Annotated in this window: 20 protein-coding genes; 7 read left to right on the forward strand and 13 right to left on the reverse strand. The window is 73.9% G+C overall.

Translation table 11 applies throughout. From position 1 onward, the window contains the following. Positions 1-2 precede the first annotated feature (2 nt). From RM555_RS08110 to RM555_RS08125, 4 genes are read right to left on the reverse strand one after another with little or no spacing between them, the layout of a single operon-like run. On the reverse strand, positions 3-2381 hold the full coding sequence (locus RM555_RS08110) for a beta-xylosidase/alpha-l-arabinosidase (RefSeq protein WP_311411137.1): 2379 nt from the start codon (positions 2379-2381) through the stop codon (positions 3-5). Continuing rightward, complete coding sequence (locus RM555_RS08115) at positions 2378-3199, reverse strand: carbohydrate ABC transporter permease (protein WP_311411138.1); 822 nt, start codon at positions 3197-3199, stop codon at positions 2378-2380. Before RM555_RS08115 ends, RM555_RS08110 begins: the two co-directional genes overlap by 4 nt. Continuing rightward, positions 3196-4137 carry a carbohydrate ABC transporter permease gene (locus tag RM555_RS08120; RefSeq protein WP_311411139.1) on the reverse strand — a complete coding sequence of 314 codons (942 nt, stop codon included), beginning with the start codon at positions 4135-4137 and terminating at the stop codon, positions 3196-3198. Before RM555_RS08120 ends, RM555_RS08115 begins: the two co-directional genes overlap by 4 nt. Positions 4138-4145: 8 nt before the next feature. Further along, positions 4146-5444, reverse strand: a complete 1299-nt coding sequence (locus RM555_RS08125; protein ID WP_311411140.1) for an ABC transporter substrate-binding protein — start codon at positions 5442-5444, stop codon at positions 4146-4148. Positions 5445-5681: 237 nt separating this feature from the next. Between RM555_RS08125 and RM555_RS08130 the strand changes: the two genes are divergently transcribed. After that, entirely contained in the window at positions 5682-6704 is a 1023-nt protein-coding gene (locus RM555_RS08130; protein WP_311411141.1) for a LacI family DNA-binding transcriptional regulator, read from the forward strand. Between the two features lie 126 nt (positions 6705-6830). On the opposite strand, the gene RM555_RS08135 is transcribed toward RM555_RS08130, so the two are convergent. Together RM555_RS08135 and RM555_RS08140 are read right to left on the reverse strand one after the other, a co-directional pair. After that, positions 6831-7649 (reverse strand): peptidylprolyl isomerase, encoded by an 819-nt coding sequence (locus RM555_RS08135; protein WP_311411142.1) that lies wholly within the window; start codon positions 7647-7649, stop codon positions 6831-6833. Positions 7650-7735: 86 nt separating this feature from the next. Further along, on the reverse strand, positions 7736-9100 hold the full coding sequence (locus tag RM555_RS08140) for a D-alanyl-D-alanine carboxypeptidase family protein (protein WP_311411143.1): 1365 nt from the start codon (positions 9098-9100) through the stop codon (positions 7736-7738). A gap of 275 nt (positions 9101-9375) precedes the next feature. Here RM555_RS08140 and RM555_RS08145 point away from each other — a divergent pair, with 275 nt between their 5' ends. The 3 genes from RM555_RS08145 (at position 9376) to RM555_RS08155 (ending at position 11399) form a co-directional block, all read left to right on the forward strand. Continuing rightward, positions 9376-9708, forward strand: a complete 333-nt coding sequence (locus RM555_RS08145; protein WP_311411144.1) for a cupin domain-containing protein — start codon at positions 9376-9378, stop codon at positions 9706-9708. Next, complete coding sequence (locus RM555_RS08150) at positions 9705-10493, forward strand: YwiC-like family protein (RefSeq protein WP_311411145.1); 789 nt, start codon at positions 9705-9707, stop codon at positions 10491-10493. Before RM555_RS08145 ends, RM555_RS08150 begins: the two co-directional genes overlap by 4 nt. Before the next feature lie 177 nt (positions 10494-10670). Then, positions 10671-11399, forward strand: a complete 729-nt coding sequence (locus RM555_RS08155; RefSeq protein ID WP_311411146.1) for a class I SAM-dependent methyltransferase — start codon at positions 10671-10673, stop codon at positions 11397-11399. 1 nt (position 11400) lies between these two features. Here RM555_RS08155 and RM555_RS08160 read toward each other — a convergent pair whose 3' ends face one another. Then, entirely contained in the window at positions 11401-12141 is a 741-nt protein-coding gene (locus RM555_RS08160) for a MerR family transcriptional regulator (protein ID WP_311411147.1), read from the reverse strand. Between the two features lie 176 nt (positions 12142-12317). Between RM555_RS08160 and RM555_RS08165 the strand changes: the two genes are divergently transcribed. Beyond that, positions 12318-14591, forward strand: a complete 2274-nt coding sequence (locus RM555_RS08165; protein WP_311411148.1) for an excinuclease ABC subunit UvrA — start codon at positions 12318-12320, stop codon at positions 14589-14591. A 171-nt stretch (positions 14592-14762) separates the two neighbouring features. Here RM555_RS08165 and RM555_RS08170 read toward each other — a convergent pair whose 3' ends face one another. From RM555_RS08170 to RM555_RS08180, 3 genes are all read right to left on the reverse strand, one after another. Beyond that, on the reverse strand, positions 14763-15011 hold the full coding sequence (locus RM555_RS08170; protein WP_311411149.1) for a hypothetical protein: 249 nt from the start codon (positions 15009-15011) through the stop codon (positions 14763-14765). Positions 15012-15232: 221 nt separating this feature from the next. After that, positions 15233-15652 (reverse strand): protein-tyrosine phosphatase family protein, encoded by a 420-nt coding sequence (locus RM555_RS08175; protein WP_311411150.1) that lies wholly within the window; start codon positions 15650-15652, stop codon positions 15233-15235. A 115-nt stretch (positions 15653-15767) separates the two neighbouring features. Continuing rightward, complete coding sequence (locus RM555_RS08180; protein WP_311411151.1) at positions 15768-16373, reverse strand: helix-turn-helix domain-containing protein; 606 nt, start codon at positions 16371-16373, stop codon at positions 15768-15770. 80 nt (positions 16374-16453) lie between these two features. On the opposite strand from RM555_RS08180, the gene RM555_RS08185 reads away from it, so the two are divergent. Both RM555_RS08185 and gdhA read left to right on the forward strand, forming a co-directional pair. Next, positions 16454-17473, forward strand: coding sequence for an NAD(P)/FAD-dependent oxidoreductase (locus RM555_RS08185; RefSeq protein WP_311411152.1), 1020 nt, complete (start codon positions 16454-16456; stop codon positions 17471-17473). Between the two features lie 174 nt (positions 17474-17647). Continuing rightward, on the forward strand, positions 17648-18985 hold the full coding sequence (gdhA, locus tag RM555_RS08190; RefSeq protein WP_311411153.1) for an NADP-specific glutamate dehydrogenase: 1338 nt from the start codon (positions 17648-17650) through the stop codon (positions 18983-18985). A 97-nt stretch (positions 18986-19082) separates the two neighbouring features. Here the strand turns inward: gdhA and RM555_RS08195 are convergent, their stop codons facing one another. From RM555_RS08195 to RM555_RS08205, 3 genes are all read right to left on the reverse strand, one after another. After that, a complete protein-coding gene (locus tag RM555_RS08195; protein WP_311411154.1) occupies positions 19083-20891 on the reverse strand; it encodes a vWA domain-containing protein in 1809 nt (602 codons plus the stop codon). An 80-nt stretch (positions 20892-20971) separates the two neighbouring features. Further along, complete coding sequence (locus RM555_RS08200; RefSeq protein WP_311411155.1) at positions 20972-22210, reverse strand: serine/threonine-protein kinase; 1239 nt, start codon at positions 22208-22210, stop codon at positions 20972-20974. 253 nt (positions 22211-22463) lie between these two features. Then, the gene (locus RM555_RS08205) at positions 22464-23111 is read right to left on the reverse strand and encodes a hypothetical protein (RefSeq protein WP_311411156.1); all 648 of its coding nucleotides are present in this window, start codon (positions 23109-23111) and stop codon (positions 22464-22466) included. Positions 23112-23116: the final 5 nt, after the last annotated feature.

Here is a 23116-nt window from a genome sequence, read left to right on the forward strand (position 1 = left end):
GCTCAGCCGGCCGACGGCGTGACGGCGAACCGGGGGTGCAGCCGCCGGGTGTGGTCGACGTGCCGGGCCGGACCACGCAGCGCGACCGCCGCCACGAGCCGGTGGTCCGTGCTGGACGCCGCCAGCCGCAGCTCCAGCTCCCCCGGCTCCACGACGCGCCGCCCGTCGCGCCCCGTGAAGGCGAACAGGTCGGCCGGCACGGCCAGGTCGACCCGGCAGGCCGCGCCCGCCTCCAGCGGCACCCGCAGGTAACCGACCAGCCGCTGCACCGGCTGGACCACCGAGGCCACCGGGTCGTGGGCGTACACCTGCACCACCTCGCTGCCCCACCGGGAGCCGGTGTTGCGCACCGTGAAGTGCAGCCGCAGCTCACCGTCGGTCGCCGCGAGCGGCTCGTCGACGACCAGGCCCGACCAGTCGAACGTGGTGTAGCCCAGGCCGTGCCCGAAGCCGAACGCCGGCGTCGGGTCGACGTTGGAGACGTCGCTGGCCTGGCCCAGCCGGGCCGACAGGTAGGTGGTCGGCTGCGCGCCCGGCCCCCGGGGCACGCTGACCGGCAGCCGCCCCTGCGGTGCGACCCGGCCGCTGAGCACGCCGGCGATGGCCGGGGTGCCCTCCTCGCCGGGGAAGAACGACTGCACGATCGCCGCCGCGTCGGTCACCGCCCGGCCCAGCGCGTAGGGCCGCCCGGCGAGCAGCGTCACCACCACGGGCGTACCGGTGTCCAGCAGCGCGTCGAGCAGGTGCTGCTGCGCCCCGGGCAGGGCCAGCGACTCGGCGTCGCAGCCCTCGCCGCTGGTGCCCCGGCCGAACAGTCCCGCCCGGTCGCCGAGCGCGGCGACGACCACGTCCGCGTCCCGCGCCGCCGCGACGGCCGCCGGCACCCCGGCGGTGTCGTCGCCGTCGACGGAGACGCCGGCCACGGTGACCACGACGCTGCCGGGGAACTCGGCGCGCAGCGCCGCCGCCAGGGTGGGCAGCGCGATGCCGACGGGCACCTCGGGATGCCGGGAGCCGACGTGGGCGGGGAACGAGTAGCAGCCCAGCACCGCCGTGGGGCTCTCGGCCTGTGGGCCGACCAGCGCGATGCGGGCCGGCCGGCGCAGGGGCAGGGTGCCGTCGTTGGCCAGCAGCACCACGGAGCGCTCGGCCACCTCGCGGGCCAGCGCCCGGTTGGCGGGCGGGTCCAGGTCGACGGTGCCGCGCAGCGCCTCCGGGTCGGACAGGTCGGCGCCGGCCAGCGCGGCCGGCACCGGGCTCCAGTCGGCGTCGAGGAGACCGAGCTGCGCCTTCTGCGTCAGCACCCGACGGACCGCCCGGTCGATCAGCGCCTCCGGTACCGCGCCGGCCGCGAGCGCCTCGCGCAGCGGCTCGCCGAACGTCTTCACCGTCGGCAGCTCGACGTCCACGCCGGCTGCCAGGGCCTCGGCCGCCGCCTCGGCCCAGCTGCCGGCCACCCCGTGCAGGGTGTGCAGGAAGGCGATGCCGAAGTAGTCGGCCACGACGGTGCCCGGGAAACCCCAGGCGTCGCGGAGCAGGCCGGTCAGCAGCTCCTCGTCGGCCGCCGAGGGCATCCCGTCGGTGTCGGTGTAGGCGTGCATCACCGACCGCGCGCCGCCCTCGCGTACCGCCATCTCGAACGGCGGGATGATCACGTCGGCGCGCTCGCGGGGGCCCATCGCCACCGGCGCCAGGTTGCGCCCGCCCCGGGAGGCGGAGTAGCCGGCGAAGTGCTTCAGCGTCGCCACCACGCCGGCGGACTCCAGGCCCCGCACGTACGCGGTGGCGATGGTGCCGACCAGGTAGGGGTCCTCGCCGATCGTCTCCTCCACCCGCCCCCAGCGCGCGTCGCGCACCACGTCGAGCACCGGGGCCAGCCCCTGGTGCACCCCGACGCGGCGCAGGTCGGCGCCGATGGCCGCGGCCATCCGTCCGATCAGCTCCGGATCGAAGGTGGCGCCCCAGGACAGCGGCACGGGATACGCGGTGGCACCCCAGGCGGCGAAGCCGGCCAGGCACTCCTCGTGCGCCATCGCCGGAATGCCGAACCGGTTGGCGGCGGCGACGCGCTGCTGGGTCCGCAGCAGCGACAGCGCGCCGAGGGCGGGATCGACGGGCGCGGTCCCGAACGGCCGGGTCAGCTGGCCGAGGCCGACGTCCAGCAGGTCGTCCAGGTCGACCGGTTCCTCCATGTCGTGCTGGTACGGCGCGACCTCTCCCCCGTCGGCGGCGGCGCCGACCCAGACGCCGTAGAGCTGGGCCACCTTCTCCGGCAGGGTCATCGCGGCGACCAGGGCGTCCACCCGGGTCGCGAGGTCGAGGGTCGGGTCGGTCCAGATCGCGGTGCCGGGGGCGATGTCGAGGGTCACGTTGTCGGTCACTTTCCTCCGACGCCCATCAGCCCCTGCACCAGGGCCCGCCGGGCGAACAGATAGACGAGCAGGACGGGCACCATCGACAGCACGACCGCGGCGAGCAGGCCGGGAATGTTGATCCCGTACTGCGTCTGGAAGTTGTAGAGGCCGAGGGTGATCACCTTGGTGGAGTCGGACTGGGTGAGGATCAGCGGGAACAGGAAGCCGTTCCACGCCTGGAGGGCGGAGAAGACCGCGATCGTGGCGATCCCGCCGCGCGACAGCGGTAGCACCAGCTGGGCGAAGACCCGCGCCGGGCTGGCGCCGTCGATGGCCATCGCCTCGTACAGGTCGGGGGTGATGTCCCGCATGACGCCGCTGAGGATCAGCGCGCACACCGGCAGCGAGAACGCGGCGGTGGGCAGGATGACGCCGACGAGGTTGTCGTAGAGCCCTGCTTTGCTGATCAGGTAGAAGATCGGCACGATGACCGCCTGCGCCGGGATCGCCAGGCCCAGCAGGAACAGCCGGAACACGCCGGAGGTGAGCCGGCTGCGGCTGCGCACGATGGCGTACGCCAGCGGCGGCACGAGCAGCAGCACGATGGCCACCACGCTCACCGTCACCACGAGGGTGTTGAACAGGTAGCGGCCGAAGCCCTCGTCGAAGGCGCCGGTGTAGTTGTCGAGGGTGAAGGTGTCGGGCGGGGCGAGCGGGCCGTTGCGGCCGTAGCCCTCGCGGGTCTGCACGGTGGTCGCCAGCATGACGTAGATCGGCAGGCCGACCACGAGGAGCCAGGCCAGGGCGCCGATGCCGGCCAGCCAGTTGGGGCGGTGCCGCTTCACAGGCCCTCCATCGTGGAGCGCATCTTGTCGTAGCCGGAGACCCGGACCACGATCAGCGAGATGACGGTGGCGACGACGACGAGGAGCAGGGCGATGGCCGCGCCGGCGCCGAAGTCGAAGCTGCGGAAAGCCTGCTCGTACATGTGGTAGGCGGTGATGGTGGTGTCGGTGCCCGGCCCGCCCTGGGTGAGGATCAGCACGGTGTCGAACGTGGTCAGGCCGCCGACGACCATGAGGACCACGGAGGTGATCATGGCGTTGCGCAGCTGTGGCAGGGTGACGTGGCGGAACTGCTCCCACCGGCCGGCGCCGTCGACCTCGGCGGCCTGGTAGAGCACCGCCGGTACGGCGCGGGCCGCGCCCTGGTAGATCAGCGCGTGGAACGGGATGAACTGCCAACTACCGACGAAGACCAGCACGGCGATCGCGCCCGTCCGGCTGCCGAAGAGGTTGCCGTCGCCGAACAGCCACGGGGCCTGGCCGGGCACGCCGAAGTTCGGGTCGAGCAGCGCCCGCCACAGCACCGACACGGCGGTCGCCGACAGCAGCAGCGGCAGGAAGAAGATGGCGGAGAGCACGGCCCGGTTGCGCTGCGGCCCGGCCGCCCACACGCCGATCAGCAGGCTCAGCGGCGTCTGCACCAGCACGCCGAGGGCGGTGAGCAGGACGCTCAGCCACAGGCTGTTGATCATCACTGGGTCGCGGGCCAGCCGCTGCCAGTTGTCCAGCCCGACGAACTCCGGCGAGCCGAGGCCCGCCCAGCTGGTGAAGCTGAGCACGACCACGAGGACCAGCGGGGCGAGCGCGAAGAGCCCGAAGAACAGGGTGGCGGGCAGCGCCCAGGCGAAGCCCGGGCGGCTGAGGGTGGGGCCGCCCGGGCGTCGTCGGGCCCGTCGCTGCTCCGTCGCGGTGGAGGCGGCGAGGGTGGTGGTGGACATGGTCGCGCTCAGCCCGCCTGGAGGGACTGCATCGCCTTGATGAAGCCGGCGGCGTCCAGCCGGCCGTTGCAGTACTGCTGCACGGCCTGGTGGATGGTCGTGGTGGCGGCCGGCGGGTACGCCTGGTCCCAGGAGAGCTGGAAGTTCGGGGCCTCCTTGACCAGGGTGAACTGGTACTTCAGGTAGTCCGGGTTGGTGGCGCCGTCGAGGAACTTCTCGGTGTTGGTGGTGGTCGGCAGGTTGCCGATGGACAGCTGCGCCTGGACGAACTCGTCGGAGTACTGGAGCTTGAGGAACTCGGCCACCGCCTCCGGGTGCCGGGTCTTCTTCAGCACCGAGTAGAAGTTGTTGGTGTTGCCGACCACGTTGCGCGGGTCGCCCTTGCCGCCCGGGACGCTCGGGAAGGCGCTCCAGCCGAGGCCCTCGGCGGCGAAGGTCGGGTTGGCGTCGTGGTGGGTCGAGTAGTTCCACGAGCCCATCAGCTCGAAGCCGGCCTTGCCGCTGGACAGCAGTGCGGGCGAGCCGCCGTCGGTGAACTTGACCGAGTCGAAGTTGGTGCCGAACGCGCCCGCGTCGGTCAGCTGCCGCAGCAGCTCCAGGGCGCGGCGGCTCTCCGGGCTCTCCCAGGCGCTCTTGTCGCCGCCGAGCGCCTTGGCGAACAGCTCGGGGCCGGCCACCCGGTCGTAGAGGTACTGGTACCACATCTGGGTCGGCCACTGGTCGCCCCCGCCGAGGGCGATCGGCGTGATCCCCTTGCCCTTGAGCGTCTTCACGGCCGCCAGCAGGTCGTCCCACGTCTTCGGCGGGGTGATGCCGGCGTCGGCGAGGACCTTCTTGTTGTGGAACAGCAGCACCGGCTGGGTGCCGCGCATCGGCACCCCGTACGCCTTGCCGTCGACCATCGCGGTGTTGAAGACCGACGGCAGGAAGTTCGCCTTCAGCCCCGGGTCCTTGGCGATCATGTCGTCCAGCGGCAGCAACAGGTCGGCCTTGACGAACGGGGTGATGCTGCCGCCGCCCCAGTTGAAGAAGACGTCCGGCGCCTGCTTGGTGTTGATGATGGTCTGGAGCTTGGTCTGGTAGTCGGCGCCGGGGATGGTGTCCAGCACCGCCTTGACCTTCGACGTCTTGTTGAACGTATCGACGAGCTGTTTCTCGACCTTGTTGGTGGCGTCGCCGTACACCAGGATGCGGATCTCGTCCGGCCCGGCGGCCGAGTCACCGTCACCGCAGGCGGTCAGTGGCAACGCCAGCGCCAGGGCGGCGGCGAGCGCGACGGCCCGGGCGAGCCGCGTGCGTACAGTCATGATCGACCTCTCGTGGTGGGGGTGTGGTGGGGGACGTCGCCGCCGGCGCGACGACCGAAAGGTGTCCGACAAGTTTCCGGAATACTTCCGTAACTCGTCCGAACGCTAGAACCGACCTGCCGTGTCGTCAACCCCCGATCGTGGGGCAAGATGGGCCGGTGGAGCGGCCCCGCCGTTCCGGACGTTTTTCGGTGGTCACGGGTACGGTCGGTCTTCCGACCGGTGAAGGAGACGCGGGTGGACGGCGACGACGGGCGCAGGATCACCATCACCGCAATCGCGCGGGAGGCCGGGGTCTCGGTGCCGACCGTGTCGCGGGTGCTCAACGGGCGCTCGGACGTGGCTCCCGGCACCCGCGAGCGGGTGGAGGAGCTGCTGCGCCAGCACGGCTACCAGCGCCGCGGCAGCCGCACGGTCAGCCGCGTCGGCCTGGTCGACCTGGTCTTCAACGACCTGGACAGCCCCTGGGCGGTCGAGATCATCCGGGGCGTCGAGGACGTCGGGCACGGCGCGGGCGTCGGCACGGTGGTCTCCGCGATCCACCGCCAGTCGACCGCCGCCCGGCAGTGGTTGCAGAACCTGCGGGCCCGCGCCACCGACGGCGTCATCTTCGTGACCTCGCACCTGAGCCCACCGCTGCACGCGCAGCTGCGCCGCCTCAACGTGCCCGTGGTCGTCGTCGACCCGGCCGGCGTGCCCGCCACCGACGTGCCCACCGTCGGCGCCACCAACTGGGCCGGCGGGCTCGCCGCGACCGAGCACCTGCTGTCGCTCGGGCACCGGCGCATCGGCTTCGTCGCCGGGCCGACGCACCTGCTGTGCAGCCGGGCCCGCCTGGACGGCCACCGGGCCGGGCTGGAGGCGGCCGGGGTGCCGGTGGAGGACCGCCTGGTGCACCCCGGCGACTTCTACCACGCCTCGGGCTTCGCCGCCGGGACGGCGCTGCTCGGCCTCGACGACCCGCCGACGGCCATCTTCGCGGCCAGCGACCAGATGGCCTTCGGCGTCTACGAGGCCGTCCGCCGCCGCGGGCTGCGGATCCCCGACGACGTCAGCGTCGTGGGCTTCGACGACCTGCCCGAGGCCCGCTGGGCCTCACCGCCGCTGACCACCGTCCGGCAACCGCTGGTGGAGATGGGTCGTCTGGCCGCCCGGACCGTGCTGCGGCTGGCGCAGGGCGAGGGCATCGACTCCCCCCGGGTGGAACTCGCCACCAACCTGGTCGTCCGGGACAGCACGGCGCCGCCGCGCCGGTCGTGAGCGCCGCCGCACGGCTCGCCGTCCGGCCGCGGCGCTCCCGACAGCGTTCCGGAAGTTCCGGGGGATCGCCACCGGCCTGACGTACCGGAACGGCGCCGCGGCCGGCGGGGCCACCGGGCCTTCGGCTCAGTGGTGCGGGTGGTGGTGCCGGACCGCGCGGCGGATGTCCACCGGCAGGGCGGGCGCGCCGTCGACCGGCGCGGGATCCTCGACGGTCGGGGCGATGCCGCCGGCGGCGATGCGGTCGAGGGTGGCGAGCCCGGCGGCGTCGACCGAGCCGAAGACCGTGTAGTTCGGGCGCAGCGCCGAATCCCCCTGGACCAGGAAGAACTGGCTGCCGTTGGTGTCGGGGCCCGCGTTCGCCATGGCGAGGGTGCCCCGGGCGTAGAGCCGGCGTACGCCGGTCGGGTCGGTCGGCGCGGGCGGCAGGTCGGTGGGCAGCTCGTCGGCGTAGCGGTAGCCGGGGCCGCCGGAGCCGGTGCCGGACGGGTCACCGCACTGGAGCACCTTCAGCGTCGGGTACGCGGTGAGCCGGTGGCAGGAGGTCCGGTCGTAGAAGCGGTGGCGCACCAGGTGCAGGAAGCTCTGCACGGTGCAGGGGGCCGCCTCCCGGTCGAGGGTCAGCCCGATCGGCCCCTGGTTGGTGCGCAGCGTGACGCGCACGCTGCCCCGGTCAGGGGTGCGCCTCGGGTCGGGCGGCAGCGGGACCGGCCTGGCGGCGGGGTCCTCGGGCGTCTCCGTGTAGGCGCACGGGCCGGGCGTGATCCGGGAAACGGCAGCGTCGGCCGGGGCTCCGCCGGGCGCGGCGACCGCTGCGGCGCCGCCACCGGTGACCAGCGCGCCCGCGACCAGGGCCACCCCGGCGAAGCGGGACAGCGTACGGGCCGGCCGGCGGGGCGCCTCGATCGACGGCGGGACGGGGTGCGGTCGGGGTTCGCTCGACACGGGGATCCTCCTGGACTCGTGACGCTGGAAAGACCGGAGTCTATGGATCCCGTCGTCGCTTGTCGATCCGCCCCGCCCGGCCGAGGTCAGGAAGGGGCCCCGCCGTACCGGCGCCGGGCCGCCCGGCGGCGCCAGAGCAGCGCCGCCCCCAGCAGCGCGACCGCCCCCGCCGCGAGCGCGGCCACGGGCCACCGGGCGATCAGCCCGTCCTCGAGCGGGCCGCTGGCCGCGGCCGGGCGCGGGTCGACGGTGGCGGCGAGCGCGGGTGGCGAGGGGGTCGCCGGGGCGGTCAGTTCCCCGGGCTCGACCAGCCGGCCGACGGCGGAGCCCCGCGGCAGCGTGAAGCCCCAGTCGAGCAGGGCGGCGCCCTGCTCCCAGCCCCGCGCGGGCTGCGGCTCGGCGCCGAGCAGCGTGACCACCAGCCGCCGCCCGTTGCGCTGGGCCGCCCCGACGTAGGTGTGCCGGGCCAGGTCGGTGAAGCCGGTCTTGCCGCCGAGCGCGCCCGGGTAGCGGTAGACGAGCTGGTTCTCGTTCTGGATCTCGAAACCCTTGGTGCGCTGCGCCGGCTGGGCGGGGATGCGGTGCGTCTCGGTCAGCGCGTACCGGCGGAACGTCGGGTCGGCGAAGCAGGCCCGGGCGACCAGCGCCAGGTCGTACGCGCTGGTGAACTGGCCCCGTCCGTCGAGACCGGAGGGGGTCACCGCGTGGGTCTGGAGGGCGCCGAGGCGGTGCGCCTCCTCGTTCATCGCCCGCACGCCGCCGGCCATTCCGTCCGGCCCGCCGCCGAGGCGGGCCAGCACGTTGGCCGCCTCGTTACCGGACTGGAGCAGCAGCCCGAGCCAGACGGTCTCGATCCGGTACCGTCCGCCGGCGACCAGCCCGACGGCCGAGGAGCCAGGTTCGATGTCCATGTCCCCGTCGGTGACGGTGACGACCTGCTGCGGGTCGAGGCGGGGCAGCATGGTGGCCGCCAGCAGCAGCTTCTGCACGCTGGCCGGGGTGCCGTACTCGTGCGGGCCGCAGCCGCCCAGCACCTGGCCGGTGTCCAGGTCGGCGACCAGCCACGAGGTCGCGGTGACCGCCGGCGGGCGCGCGGCCCCCGCCGGGACGACCAGACCGGCGGTGTCGAGCGCCTGGCCGCCCACGGCCCGCTCCTCCGGCACGGCCGGCGGCGGTGACGGACGCGGCGGCCGGGACACCCTGGGCGCGGGCGCCTTCGGGCAGGGCGCGGAACCGACGGCGCCGGGCGCGGACCCGACGGTCCCGGGCGCGGACGGCGCCACGCCGGGCGGGGACGCGACGACGCCCGGCGCGGAGGTCGCGGGCGCGACGACGCCCGGCGCCGAGGGCACGGGGGCGACGGGACCGGCCGGGCCGGCCGCCGCGGGGACGGGAGCGCCGGTGCCGAGGAGGACGGCGGTCGCCGTGGCCGCCAGCAGCCGAACCTTCATGCACCGCACCCTAGTCGGCGGGGTTCGGGGCGCGGGCGGGGTTCTCCAGGCCCGGGGGCCCGGGACGGGTCGGAGGCGTGGCCGTCTCACCCCCACCCGACCGTTTCCGCGGTGCGGACCCACCGGTTCCGGGACCATCGGCCCTGCCGCCGGGCCCGGCCGGGACGGAAGCTGGAGACTGAAAGCGGTAACCGATCTTCCGGTTTGCGTGCCGGGCGCCGCCGCAGGCGGCGCCTCCGCTCCGCGGGCCGCCCGACACCGACGAAGGGACGACCATGGAAGCCCTCTCGCTGACCCGCCTCGCCGACGAGCAGCTCGCCGCCGCGCGGGAGGCCGACAGCGGACGCAGCGCACGCTCCCTGCACGCGGGCCGGGACCGCCGCCTGCGGCAGACCCTGCTCGCCCTGCGCGGCGGCCGGTCCCTCGACGAGCACGACAGCCCGGGCGAGGCGACGCTGCAGGTGCTCGTGGGGCGGGTGCGCCTGGTGGCCGGGGACGAGTCCTGGGAGGGCGACGCCGGCGACCTCGTGGTCATTCCGCCGCTGCGGCACGCGCTGCACGCCGTCACGGACGCCGCCGTCCTGCTCACCGTGACGCCACGGCCGTGAGCACCGTCCCGGCCCGTCGTCACCGTCCGGTCGGACGCCCCGCCGTGGGCGCCCCCGGCCACGCTCCGGGCCGGGGCCGGTCGCCGGGCTGGGTGCCGCCGCAGCACGGCGCCTGGGCGATGCTGCTGCTGCCCTTCCTGGCGGCACTGACCGTCACCGGTCCGCACCCGCTGCACCTTCCCCTGCTCGGGGCCGCGCTCGCCGGATACCCGCTGTCGTACTTCGGGTTGCAGGCGGTCAAGACCGGGCGGATCCGCCGGGTACGACCGCACCTCGTCGGGTACGGGCTCGCCACCGTCGCGCTCGGCACCCCGGTGCTGGTGGCCCGGCCCGCGACACTCGCCTACGCCCCGATCTTCGTGGCCCTCGCGGCCGTCAACGCCGGCTACGCGCGCCGGCGCCGCGACCGGGCGTTCGTCAACGACCTCGCCTTCGTGGCGCAGTGCGGCCTGCTCGGTCTCGTCGTCGCCACGGTCGCCGAGGTGCCGTGGACCAACGTGGCCGGGGTGACGGTCGTGGCACTGGGCTACCTCGTCGGCACCGTCGTGCACGTCAAGACGATGATCCGGGAGCGGGACAGCGTCCGGTACCGGTGGGTGTCGTGGACGTACCACGCCGTCGTCGCGGTCGCCGCCGCGCTCTGGGCACCGGTGCCGGTCGCCGTGGTCTTCGCGGTGCTGCTGGCCCGGGCGGTGCTGCTCGCCGGGCGCCGGGTCGCGCCGATGCGGGTGGGGCTGGTCGAGACGGCGTGCGCCCTGCTGGTGCTGGCGGCGGTGGCGCTCTGATCCCGGCGGGGGCGGGGCGCTGCCGGGCCCCGACAACCCGCGTCGACGGGAGGACTCCCACGGGGCGGGACGCACCGCGTCGGTTGGCTCACAAGCCGTTGCCTCCGGCAGCGCCCACCGACTAGAACCGGGGAACGATCGCCCGGACCGCCCGGCGACGGTGGCGAGGTGATGGCCGTGGCTCTGATCTCCTACGACGACGCCGACGCGGCGGCCTTCGCCGCGACCCGGGAGCTGCCGCGCAGCGGCCTGGACCGGTGGCGGCACGCGGTGCAGCAACACCTTCGGCCGCGTACCGGCACCACGCTGCTCGACCTCGGGGCCGGCACCGGCGCCTGGGCCACCGCCTTCACCGAGTGGTTCGGCGCCCGGGTGGTGGGGGTGGAGCCCGCCGGGGCGATGCGCTCCCGCGCCAGCCACCGGCCGCTGCTCGCCGGCGACGCGGTCGCGCTGCCGCTGCGCGACTCCGTGGCCGACGCCGCGTGGCTGTCCACGATGGTGCACCACATCCCCGACCTCGACGCGGCGGCACGGGAGCTGCGCCGGGTGCTCCGGCCGGGCGCGCCCGTGCTGATCCGCTCGCCGTTTCCCGGCCGGCACCAGCGGATCACGCTGTTCCGCTGGTTCCCGGAGGCGGTCCGCGTCCTCGAGACCTATCCGGACCTGGCACGGGTGCGCTCCGCGTTCGCCACGGCCGGGTTCACCGTCAGCACCGTCGAGCCTGTCGCGCAGATCACGGCGGCGTCGCTGGCCGAGTGCGCCGCAGACCTGGACCGCCGGGCCCACACCCTGCTCCAGTTGATCACCGACGAGGAGTACGCCGCGGGGCTGGCCCGGCTCCGGGCCGCGGCCGCCACGGCGACGGGCCCGGTCGTCGACCACCTCGACCTGCTGGTGCTGCGCTGAGTCATCCGGGCAGGGCCGGGTCGCGGTGGCGCAGATAGTCGTACAGCGCGGCCGAGGCGTGCAGCCGTCGCAGGCTGCGCCGGTGCAGCTCCTGCTCCCGCTTGGCCAGCTCCGCGTGGACCCGCTGGGCACTGCCGGTGGTACGCATCTCGCCGAGCACGGCCGCGACGATGTCGAACGGGTACGCGCCCCGGCGCAGCAGCGCCACGACCTGCGCGGCGCGCAGCTCGGCCGCGTCGTACACCCGGTAGCCGGTGCCGCGCTCGCGGACCGGCCGGAGCAGGCCGCGCTGCTCCCACAGCCGTAGCTGCGAGGTGCGGACGCCGACCAGGTCGGCGACCTCGCTGATGCGGGCCCCGCGCCGGGGCGCCGGCAGGACGGCGGCCGGGCTGGTCACCACGGTCTCGAACGCGCCGAGCACCCGCCGGATGTCGGCCCGCTCCCGGTCCAGCTCGGCGTGGCCGGCGTCGAGCGCCGCCAGCGCCGCCGCCAGGTCGCCCCGGTGCACCGCGGCCATGACCTCCCGGGTACGCGCCCAGCCGTGCCCCTCGGCCATCCGCCGGACCACCGCCAGCGCCCGCACGTGGTCGCCGGTGAAGACGCGGTAGCCGGCGGGGGTGCGCTCGACCGGCGGCAGCACGCCGAGGTCGACGTAGTTGCGCACCTGCTGGACGGAGATGCCCGCGGTCGCCGCGACCTCCGCCCCCCGCCACCGTCCGGCCCGTCGTCCCGTATCCACCACCGGGCCACCCTACCGGTCTACACGTGGTTTGAGACTTTGCCGCCTACTGCGGGCGGCCCTGGCTGGTGGAGGAGGTGAAACCCTCCACGGACGATTCAATGAGACGATTGAAGGCGGCCTGGCCCCCGTAGATGTACCCGGGCGGGACTCCGCCCACGATCTCGCGAAGGGTTCGCATGCAGCAGCCAGCACGGTCCGCCGCCGACAGCCACGACATGATCGAGGTGCGCGGCGCCCGGGAGAACAACCTCGCCTCCGTCTCGGTCGACATCCCCAAGCGCCGGCTGACCGTCTTCACCGGGGTCTCCGGCTCCGGCAAGTCCTCCCTGGTCTTCGGGACCATCGCCGCCGAGTCGCAGCGCCTGATCAACGAGACCTACAGCGCCTTCCTCCAGTCGTTCATGCCGAACGTGAGCCGCCCCGACGTCGACTCGCTGCGCAACCTCAGCGCGGCCATCGTCGTCGACCAGGAGCGGATGGGCGCGAACTCGCGCTCCACCGTCGGCACCGCCACCGACGCGTACGCGATGCTGCGCATCGTCTTCAGCCGGCTCGGCACCCCGCACGTGGGCGGGGCCGGCGCGTTCAGCTTCAACCTGGCCGAGGGCATGTGCCCGGCCTGCGAGGGCCTCGGGCGGGTCTCCGACCTCGACGTCGACGAACTCGTCGACGTGGAACGCTCGCTCAACGACGGCGCGATCAAGGTGCCCAACTTCGCCGTCGACTCGTGGTACTGGCAGACCATCGTCCACTCCGGTCTGTTCGACCCCGACACGAAGCTCCAGGACTACACGCCGCAGCAGTGGGAGGACTTCCTCCACAAACCCTCCACGAAGATCAAGGTGGGCAGCAACAACTGGACGTACGAGGGCCTGGCGGTCAAGGTGCGCCGGCTCTACCTGGCCAAGGACCGCGAGTCGATGCAGCCGCACATCCGCGCCTTCGTCGACCGGGCGGTCACCTTCACCACCTGCGCCGACTGCGGCGGGGCCCGGCTCAACCAGGCGGCGCTCTCCTCCCGGATCGCCGGGCGCAACATCGCGGAGTGCTCGGCCATGCAGATCAGCGACCTGGCCGGGTTCGTCCGCGCCATCGACGACCCGTCGGTCGCCCCGCTGACCGGCAACCTGCGCGACCTGCTCGACTCGCTGGTCGAGATCGGCCTGGGTTACCTCAGCCTGGACCGCGAGTCCGCCACCCTCTCCGGCGGCGAGGCGCAGCGGGTGAAGATGGTCCGGCACCTCGGCTCCAGCCTCTCCGACGTCACGTACGTCTTCGACGAACCGACGGTCGGCCTGCACCCGCACGACATCGCCCGGATGAACGACCTGCTGCTGCGCCTGCGCGACAAGGGCAACACGGTGCTGGTCGTCGAGCACAAGCCCGAGACGATCGCCATCGCCGACCACGTGGTCGACCTCGGGCCCGGGGCCGGCACGGCCGGCGGCCGGATCTGCTTCACCGGTGACGTCGCCGGCCTGCGCCGCTCCGACACCCTCACCGGCCGGCACCTCGACCACCGGGTACGCCTGCGCGAGCACGTGCGCCGGCCATCCGGCCAGCTGTCGATCCGCAACGCCGACCTGCACAACCTGCGCGACGTCGACGTCGACATCCCGCTCGGGGTGCTGACCGTGGTGACCGGGGTGGCCGGCTCCGGCAAGAGCTCACTCATCCACGGCTCGCTGCACCGCCGCGACGGCGTGGTGGTCGTCGACCAATCGCCGATCCGAGGTTCCCGGCGCAGCAACCCGGCCACCTACACCGGCCTGCTGGACCCGATCCGCGCCGCCTTCGCCAAGGCCAACGGGGTCAAGGCCGCGCTGTTCAGCGCCAACTCCGAAGGCGCCTGCCCCACCTGCAAGGGCATCGGCCTGGTCTACACCGACCTGGCGATGATGGCCGGCGTCGCCTCGGTCTGCGAGCGGTGCGAGGGGCGGCGCTTCACCGACGAGGTGCTCACCTACCGCCTGCGCGGGAAGAACATCAGCGAGGTGCTCGCGATGCCGGCCACGGAGGCCCGGGACTTCTTCCCCGGCGGCCCCGCCCGGGCGATCCTCGACCGGCTGGTCGACGTCGGGCTCGGCTACCTCACCCTGGGCCAGCCGCTCAACACGCTCTCCGGCGGCGAGCGGCAGCGGCTCAAGCTGGCCATCCGCATGGCCGACAGCGGGAGCACGTACGTCCTGGACGAGCCGACCACCGGCCTGCACCTGGCCGACGTGGACCAACTGCTCGCCCTGCTGGACCGGCTGGTCGACGCCGGCAACACCGTCGTCGTCATCGAGCACCACCAGGCGGTCATGGCGCACGCCGACTGGCTGATCGACCTCGGCCCGGGGGCGGGACACGACGGCGGCCGGGTCGTCTTCACCGGTACGCCGGCCGACCTGATCGCCCACGGCGACACGCTGACCGCCCGTCACCTGCGGGAATACGTGGGCCGCTGAGCCCTTGGCCGGACGGAGGCGACCCTCCGCACGCCGCCCCCGGGCCGGTCGGTCACGCCCGGCCCCGGATCGCATCGCCCTCCGGCCCGGATCGCATCGCCCTCGGCCGCCCGGGTCCACCTCCCCCGGTTGCCTGGCCGGGGGCGGTGCCCGGGGTCGCCCGCCGGGCGGTCAGCGTCCCGACACGGGGACCGCCCGGGCGGACGGCGCCGCCAGCCGGCGCGCCCAACGCCGTAACGGCGACACCGAGGCCGCCACCGGGGTGAGCAGCCCGACGATGATCAGCAGGGCGTCGAGGAAGAGCGTGGCGAGGACGACGAGAACGGCCAGCGACGCCACGGTGCGGGCGGTCACCGACGCCGGGCGGGCCGGCGCCCGGTGGGCGCCGTGGTGGCGGACGGGGATGCGGGGTGGAGCCATGGTGCCTGGTACCTGCCTCGGAGATCGGGTGCGGCGCCACTCCTACCCTCCGTGAGCTGCCCAAACACGTCCGATGACAAGCACCACAACCCGCCGCGCCCGCCTTTCCCGGCGAAGGGAGTCGCCGCCGCGGGCGCGATGCGCGACGCAGGTGCGGTGCGCGGCTCGGGCGCGGTGCAAAGCCGGCCGGGCACGCGGCTCGGGGCAGGGCGCGCGGTGCGTCAGGTGAGGCGGCGCAGCCAGCGACGCTGCCAGGGCGTCTCCACGGCCCGCGGGCGGTAGGTGGCGCGCACCCAGTCCACCGCCTGCTCGGGCGGCAGCCCGTCGAGGATCGCCAGCGCCGCCAGCGCGGTGCCCGTACGCCCGGTGCCACCCCGGCAGGCCACCTCCACCCGCTCGCCGCCGTGGGCGCGGCGCAGGGCCTCGGTCAGCGCGTCGATCGCGTCCGCCCGGTCGACCGGTACCCAGAAGTCGGGCCACCGGATCCGCCGGTGCGGCCAGGCGGGCGTCGGCCCGGCCGCCAGCAGCAGGGCGAAGTCGGCGGGCGACGCCTCGTCCGCGATCCGTCGTCCCCGCACCCGCGCCCCACTCGGCAGTACGACGACACCCGTCTGCTCGCCCCACACCCGTACATCACTCATCCCCCCATCCTCACGTCCACCCCCCTCCCCCGTTGCCCCGCCGCGCCCCTCATCCCAAGGTTGATCATGAAGTTATCGACGAGTTCGATCTCCAAAAGCGGCAACAACTTCATGATCAACGGTGGAGGGCGGGAGGGGGTGGGGTCTTCGGGCGGGCGCGGAGGTGGGCGCGTTCGCCCTGCCTGCCGAAGAGGCTGAGGAACTCGACCGGCTCGGCGTCGGCCGACCCGAACCAGTGCGGTACGCGGGTGTCGAACTCCGCCGCCTCCCCCGGCGTGAGCACGAGGTCCTGGTCGCCGAGGATGACCCGCAGCCGCCCGTTGAGGACGTAGAGCCACTCGTAGCCCTCGTGGGTCTGCGGATCGGGCTCCGCCCTGCGACCGCCGCCCGGGATCACCAGCTTGTACGCCTGGATGCCGCCGGGCCGGCGGGTCAGGGGCAGCATGGTCATCCCATGGCGGGTGACCGGGCGCAGGTGGACGCGCGGATCGCCGGTGGACGGGGCGTCGACGAGTTCGTCGAGCGTGACGCCGTGCGCCCTGGCCAGCGGAAGGAGCAGTTCGAGGGTGGGCCGGCGGGACCCGGACTCCAGCCGGGAGAGCGTGCTCACCGAGATGCCGGTCGCCGCCGACAGGTCGGCCAGGGTGGTCTCCCGCTGCCGGCGCAGCGCGCGCAGCCGGGGACCGACCGCGCCGAGCGCCTGGTCCAGGTCGTCGTCCATGCCGCCATCTTGCCACTATGGCAACAATGTTTGCCACCGTGGCGGCGGCGACCGCATCGTGGTCGCGGGAGGTGGTCACGGTGACCGATCAGTGGGATGGCAGCTACGACGTGGTGGTGATCGGAGGTGGCGCCGCGGGGTTGAGCGGGGCGCTGACGCTGGCCCGGGTGCGACGATCGGTGGTGGTGCTCGACTCGGGCGCGCCACGCAACGCCCCGGCCGAGGGCGTGCACGGGCTGCTGGCCCGCGAGGGGATCCGGCCGGCCGAGCTGCTGGAACGCGGCCGGACGGAGGTGCGCGGCTACGGCGGCCGGGTGGTGACCGGCAAGGTCGCCGCCGTGGCTCGCGACGACGACGGCTTCACGGTGACGCTGGCCGACGGTCGGACGGTCCGCGCGCGCCGGCTGCTGGTGGCCACCGGGCTGGTGGACGAGCTGCCGGACGTCCCGGGGCTGCGGGAGCGCTGGGGCAGGGACGTGCTGCACTGCCCGTACTGCCACGGCTGGGAGGTCCGCGACCGGGCCATCGGCGTGCTGGCCAGCGGGCCGTTCTCGGTGCACCAGGCGCTGCTGTTCCGGCAGTTGAGCGCCGACGTCATGTACTTCCAGCACACCAGGGCGCCGCTGACCGACGAGCAGGCGGAGCAGCTGGCGGCCCGGGAGATCCGCGTGGTCGACGGCGAGGTGGCATCCCTGGCGGTCGTGGAGGACCGCCTCGTGGGCGTACGGCTGGGCGACGGCACTCTCGTACGCCGGGAGGCGTTGGCCGTCTCGTCGCGGATGGTGGCGCGCGCCGGCTTCCTCGCGGCGCTCGGGCTGCGACCCGCGGCACACCCGGCGGGGGTCGGCGAGCACGTCCCCTCCGACCCGACGGGCCGCACCGACGTGCCGGGGGTGTGGGTCGCCGGCAACGTCACCGATCCGGCGGCCCAGGTCGGTGCCGCCGCGGCGGCCGGCGTGGTCGTCGCGGCCCAGATCAACGCCGATCTGGTCGCCGAGGAGACCCGACGGGCCGTCGCCGCCCACCGCGCGCCGTTCTCCGGGCGCTCGGAGGCGGCGCTCTGCGAGCAGGTGGTGGGCGACCGTCGCCACGGCCTGTGACATCGCGACAGGCGCCGGCGGGAGCGCGAGGCCCGGACCGCGTCCCAGATCGGCTCGTCCACGCGACCAGTGGACCGGACGGAGGTCACGGTCCGTATCGCGGGACGGTTGGCGGGTAACCGGGTCCGGGTGATAGCAACAGGGTCTAGCAGCGCAAGCGAAGGGACGTGTCGTATGCCGGAGACCGTGGAGACGGTGTTCACCAGCGTGGTCGCCCGCAATCCGGGCGAGCCTGAGTTCCACCAGGCGGTACGCGAGGTGCTGGAGAGCATCGGCCCGGCGCTGGCCAGACACCCCGAGTACGCCGAGGCGCGGATCATCGAGCGGATCTGCGAGCCGGAGCGGCAGGTCATCTTCCGGGTGCCGTGGGAGGACGACCGCGGCCGGATCCAGGTCAACCGGGGCTTCCGGGTGGAGTTCAACAGCGCGCTCGGCCCGTACAAGGGCGGGCTGCGCTTCCACCCGTCGGTCTACCTCGGGATCGTGAAGTTCCTGGGCTTCGAGCAGATCTTCAAGAACGCGTTGACCGGGCTGTCGATCGGTGGCGGCAAGGGCGGCGCGGACTTCGACCCGAAGGGTCGCTCGGACCGGGAGGTGATGCGGTTCTGTCAGAGCTTCATGACCGAGCTGTACCGGCACATCGGCGCGGAGACCGACGTGCCGGCCGGGGACATCGGCGTGGGCGGCCGGGAGATCGGCTACCTGTTCGGCCAGTACAAGCGGATCACCAACCGGTACGAGTCCGGGGTGCTCACCGGCAAGGGCCTGGCGTACGGGGGCGCGCAGGTGCGCCGCGAGGCGACCGGCTACGGGGCGGTCTTCTTCGCCGACGAGATGCTCCGGCAGACCGGCGACAGCCTGGACGGCAAGCGGGTCGTGGTCTCCGGCTCCGGCAACGTGGCGATCTACGCGATCGAGAAGGTGCACCAGCTCGGCGGGCGGGTGGTCGCCTGCTCCGACTCGTCCGGCTACGTCCTCGACGACAAGGGCATCGACCTGGAGCTGCTGCGGGAGCTGAAGGAGCAGCGCCGGGCCCGGCTCGACGACTACGCCCGGCACGTGCCGCACGCGGTGGCGGTCTCCGGCCGTACCGTCTGGGAGGTGCCCTGCGAGCTGGCGCTGCCGTGCGCGACGCAGAACGAGATCGGCGGCGCGGAGGCCGCAGCGCTCGTGGCCGGCGGCTGCGTCGCGGTGGTGGAGGGCGCGAACATGCCCACCACGCCGGAGGCGGTACGCATCCTCGGCCGGGCCGGGGTGCGCTTCGCGCCGGGCAAGGCGGCCAACGCCGGCGGGGTGGCGGTCAGCGCGCTGGAGATGCAGCAGAACGCCAGCCGGGACTCGTGGACGTTCGCCGAGTCGGAGCAGCGGCTGCGCGACATCATGCGCAACATCCACGACCGCTGCTGGAGCACCGCCGAGGAGTACGGGCTGCCCGGCGACTACGTGGCCGGGGCCAACATCGACGGGTTCCGCCGGGTGGCGGAGGCGATGCTGGCCCACGGCCTGATCTGACTGTGAGGCTGGCGGGGTCGGTCCGCCGCGTCAGCGCCGGCGCGGCCGATCGGGGGACGACGCGCGTCGTCCCACCCCGGCAGCGCCGGCCGCCGGCTCAGAAGCTGCTGACCAGCTTCACGAACGCCTCGTCGATCATGGCGGGGTCGGTGGCGTCGAACGCCTTGCCCGACGACGCCTTGGCGATCCGGTCCAGCGTGGCGAAGTCCGAATCCCCGTCGAAGGCGATGCAGAAGACCTTCACCGGGCGCCGCGGGTCCAAGGCGACGTCGGCGAGCAGCCGGTTCAGGTCGTTGTCCCGGGCGTACTCGTTCTTGCCGTCGGTCAGCACGACGACGGCGTTGATCCGGTCCGGGTCGTACCGCTCGAGCACCTGCTCGTGGGCGGCCCGGACCGTCGCGTAGAGCGCCGTGTCCCCCGCGACGTGCAGGCCGGCGATCCGGCTGTTGATCCGCTTCTCGTCGAAGTTGCCGAGCCGGACCTCCTCCCGGTAGGGGCCGTCGGGTCGCTTCGAGGTCTCCGAGGAGAACGACCAGAGCCCGACCCGGTCCTCGGAGTTGAGCAGCGCGAGCCCCTTGGCCGCCGCCGCCGACGCGACCTGGAAGCGGGTGCTGTCGCCGACCCGTTCCTGCATCGACCCGGAGGTGTCCAGCGCGATCAGGATGTTGGCCTTCTTGCGCAGCGTGCTCCAGCCGTCCAGCATCGCCTCGACCACTCCCGGGTTCGGCGGCGCGAAGTAGGTCAGCCCGCCGGTGGGCTCGGCGCCGACGCTGGCGAGCAGCTCCGCCGAGGCCCGCCGCTCGTGGTCGCGGAAGCCGAGGCGGACGAAGCTCTCCTGCTGGGGGTCCGCGGTCAGGAACTTCAGGAAGTCGTCCGCCGCCACGCGCTGCCGTTCGTCGGCGGAGGGGAGCACCACGAACGGGTGGTCCAGGTTGAAGGTGCCCTCCTTCGGGTGTACGGCGACCAGCGGCACCTTCGGCCGGGGGCCCCGCTCCTGGCCCTCCTGCCGTGGGCTCAGCCCGCCCTCGTTGTAGAGGTGGACCAGCTCCTCCTGCATGACGATGGCGCTCATGTCGCCAGAGCCCGTGCCGGCCAGGTCGGCCTCGGCGAGGTCGCGCAGCAGCTCCACCGAGTCGTCGCTGTAGTGCGACACGTTGGCCTCGATCTGCCGGACGAACCGGGTCACCTTCGGATCCGCCAGGTCCGACGTGGTCAGGTCGCTGGAGCGCTGCGCGGCGGCGTAGTAGGTGGCGATGGTCGCCGCCAGCCCCGAGGTGGAGAGGTTCGGGTTGTCCTTGCCGAAGGTGAACCGGCCCCACTCCGGTTTGCCGAAGCCCGCCCAGCCCTGCCGCCCGGAGAGGCCGAGGATCTCCCCCCAGCCCAGCGGCCCGCGCTGGCGTACCAGCTCGCCCTTGGGCTGCGGCATCGCGATGACCAGCGGACTGTTGGCGATCGACGGGTAGCGGCCCGGGGTCTGCGGCGTCCGCCCGGCGGCCTCGTCGAGCAGCCGGAGCTGGCCCGTCCACAGGCTCGACGTCGGCAACCAGACCTGCGGCTGCGGCAGGCCGGTGCCGCGCCAGCCGGCGGCCAGCACCTCGGTGGCCTTGCCCGAGTTCAGGGCGCTGACGTGCACCTGGGCGCAGCCGCCGCCGTCGAGCGACCGGTCGCTGTCGTTGTACCGCTTCGCCAGCTCGACCAGCAGCGCCGCCTTCTCGGTCGAGGAGTTCACGTCCAGGCGGACGGCACAGTCGGCCCGGGGCCGGTCGGTGCCGGCGTCCCGCTGCCGGACGAGCACGAACGCCCCGACGATGACCAGCAGCCCGGCGGTGACGGCCGCGGTGTACGGCAACCACTGTCGTGCGCGCGGCGGGGCTGGGGCCATGGCGACGTCCTCCTCGGCGGTCAACTGGTGGCAGTCAACCTATCGGTGCGGTGCCACCGGCAGTGCCCGACCCGGCGTCCGGGACGACCGCCCCCGCCCCTCGGTCAGGAGCGGTCGCCGAGCGCCGTCGCGACCAGCAGCCGAACCGCGTAGACCACGACGAAGGTGGCCGCCCCGGTCGCCGCGGCCCCGTCCACCGCGCTCGACGCGACGTAGCCGGCCGCGGCGCCGACCGAGCCGAGGAAGATCGCGGTCGAGATGCCCCAGGCGTCGGTCGACTCACGACGGAGCCGCCGCCCCCAGCCAGCTTCCGCCTGGTAGGCGGGCGCGGAGGCCGTGGACGGGCTCTGCGACGTCTGTCCGAGGCGCGTCGGCGCCGCCGTTTCCGGCCGGTCCGGCGGCGGATCCGGCGCGGTACGGGGCAACGGCAGCGGTTGGTCCGGCGTGGGCGCGCCAGCGGTCTCGTTGCCGAGTTGGAGCACGGTCTCCCGGCGCAGCCGGCCCGCGTCCCGGACGTCCTGCCCGAGCAGCCGCATCAGCACCTCTTCGGCCTCCGGCCGCTCCGCCGGGTCCTTGGCCAGGCACTGCCTGATCAGCTCGTCGAGGCCCGGTGGCAGCGCGGGCAGGTCGGGCGGCTCGTTGAGCACCCGGTGCATGACCGCGAAGAGCGAGTCGGTGCCGAACGGCGGCCGGCCCCCGGCGGCGAAGGCGATGGTGGCGGCCCAGGCGAAGACGTCGCAGGGTGGCCCGACCGACTCGTTGCGGAACCGCTCCGGGGCCATGTACGCGGTGGTTCCCAGCACCCGGCTGGTGACCGTCTCGGTGACGCCCAGGGCGCGGGCGATGCCGAAGTCGATCACGCGGGGGCCGTCGCGGCCGAGCACCACGTTGTCGGGCTTCAGGTCGCAGTGCACGACGTCGCAGCGGTGGATCGCGGCGAGCGCGGTGGCCGTACCGACGGCGAGGCGGTGCAGCGCGTTGCCCGCGACCGGGCCCTGCTCGCGGACGTGCCGGTAGAGGGTCGGGCCCTCGATGAACTCGCTGACCACGTAGGGGCGTTCGCCGTCGACCTCGGCGAAGAGCACCTGCGCGGTGCAGAACGGCACGACGCGGCGCGCCGCGGCGATCTCCTTCATGAACTGCGACCGCGCCCGCAGGTCACTCAGGTCGATGTTGATCATCTTGACGGCCACCTGGTGGCCCTGGTCGTCCTCGCCCAGGTAGACCACACCCTGGCCGCCCGCGCCCAGCCGACCGACCAACCGGTACGGGCCGGCGGTCACCGGGTCGTGCGTCCACAGTGGCGCCAGCCCCGGCACCGGCGCGCCGGCCAGTCCTGTCATCCCGACTCCATCGCTGTCGTGTCCCCGGCCACCCGGCAGCGGAGGACACGGACATGGTGCCATGCCGCCGCCTGCTGCCGGAGGGTGCCCGGACGGACGGGCCGCCTCCCCCGGACGGGCCGCGGCGGATCGGGTGGACCGGCGCGGCGGGACGACCGAGGCGGTACGGGACGAGCTGGCGCCCGTCGGAGGTCTCCGACGGGCGCCAGCCGTTTCGCGGTGTCCGGGCACTGCCCGAAGGGGAGCTTCACCGTCAGCGCGCGGCTCCCATGCCGAAGCGGTGGCGCTTGCGCCACACCAGCGACAGCAGCAGGAGCACCGCGCCGGCGCCGACGAGGCCGCCGCCGAACTTCATCGGGGTGCTCAGGCTGTCGCCCGTGACGGGCAGCGGCGGCGTGTGCTTCTTGAGCACGGTCAGCGTCGCGGTCGCCACCCGGTGGTACGTCTGGCCTTCGGCCCGGAAGGTGTACGTGCCGTGGTGACGCGGCGTGTAGGTGGTGCGGAAGTAGCCGTCATCGTCAGCCGTGACCTCCAGGGTCCTGGGGTTCGGCTGGGGTGCCTGCTGGAACGAGACCGGCGCCATGGCGACGATCTCGCCGTCGCTGCGGCGCGCCTGGTCGGCGCCCGGCACGGCGGCGGCGAGCGGCGACGTGCTGACGGTGATGATCACCGTCTCGCCCGGCCCCCAGCCCCTGCCGATCAGGGTGGCGGTCTGGCCGACCACGACGGTCGGCGGGGTCACCGTGAGTGTCGGTGTCGGGGTGCCGCCCGGCGGGTAGATCGGTGGTTGTGGCGTGCCGGTGCCCGGCGTCGGCTGCGGCTGCGCCGCCCCCGCTGCGGTCGGCACGGCCAGCACGGCCAGACCGACCGTGAGCGCCATGATGATGCGGGATAGCCGCATGATTG

Origin of the sequence: Micromonospora reichwaldensis, assembly GCF_031845925.1 — a bacterium.
Classification (GTDB): domain Bacteria; phylum Actinomycetota; class Actinomycetes; order Mycobacteriales; family Micromonosporaceae; genus Micromonospora; species Micromonospora reichwaldensis.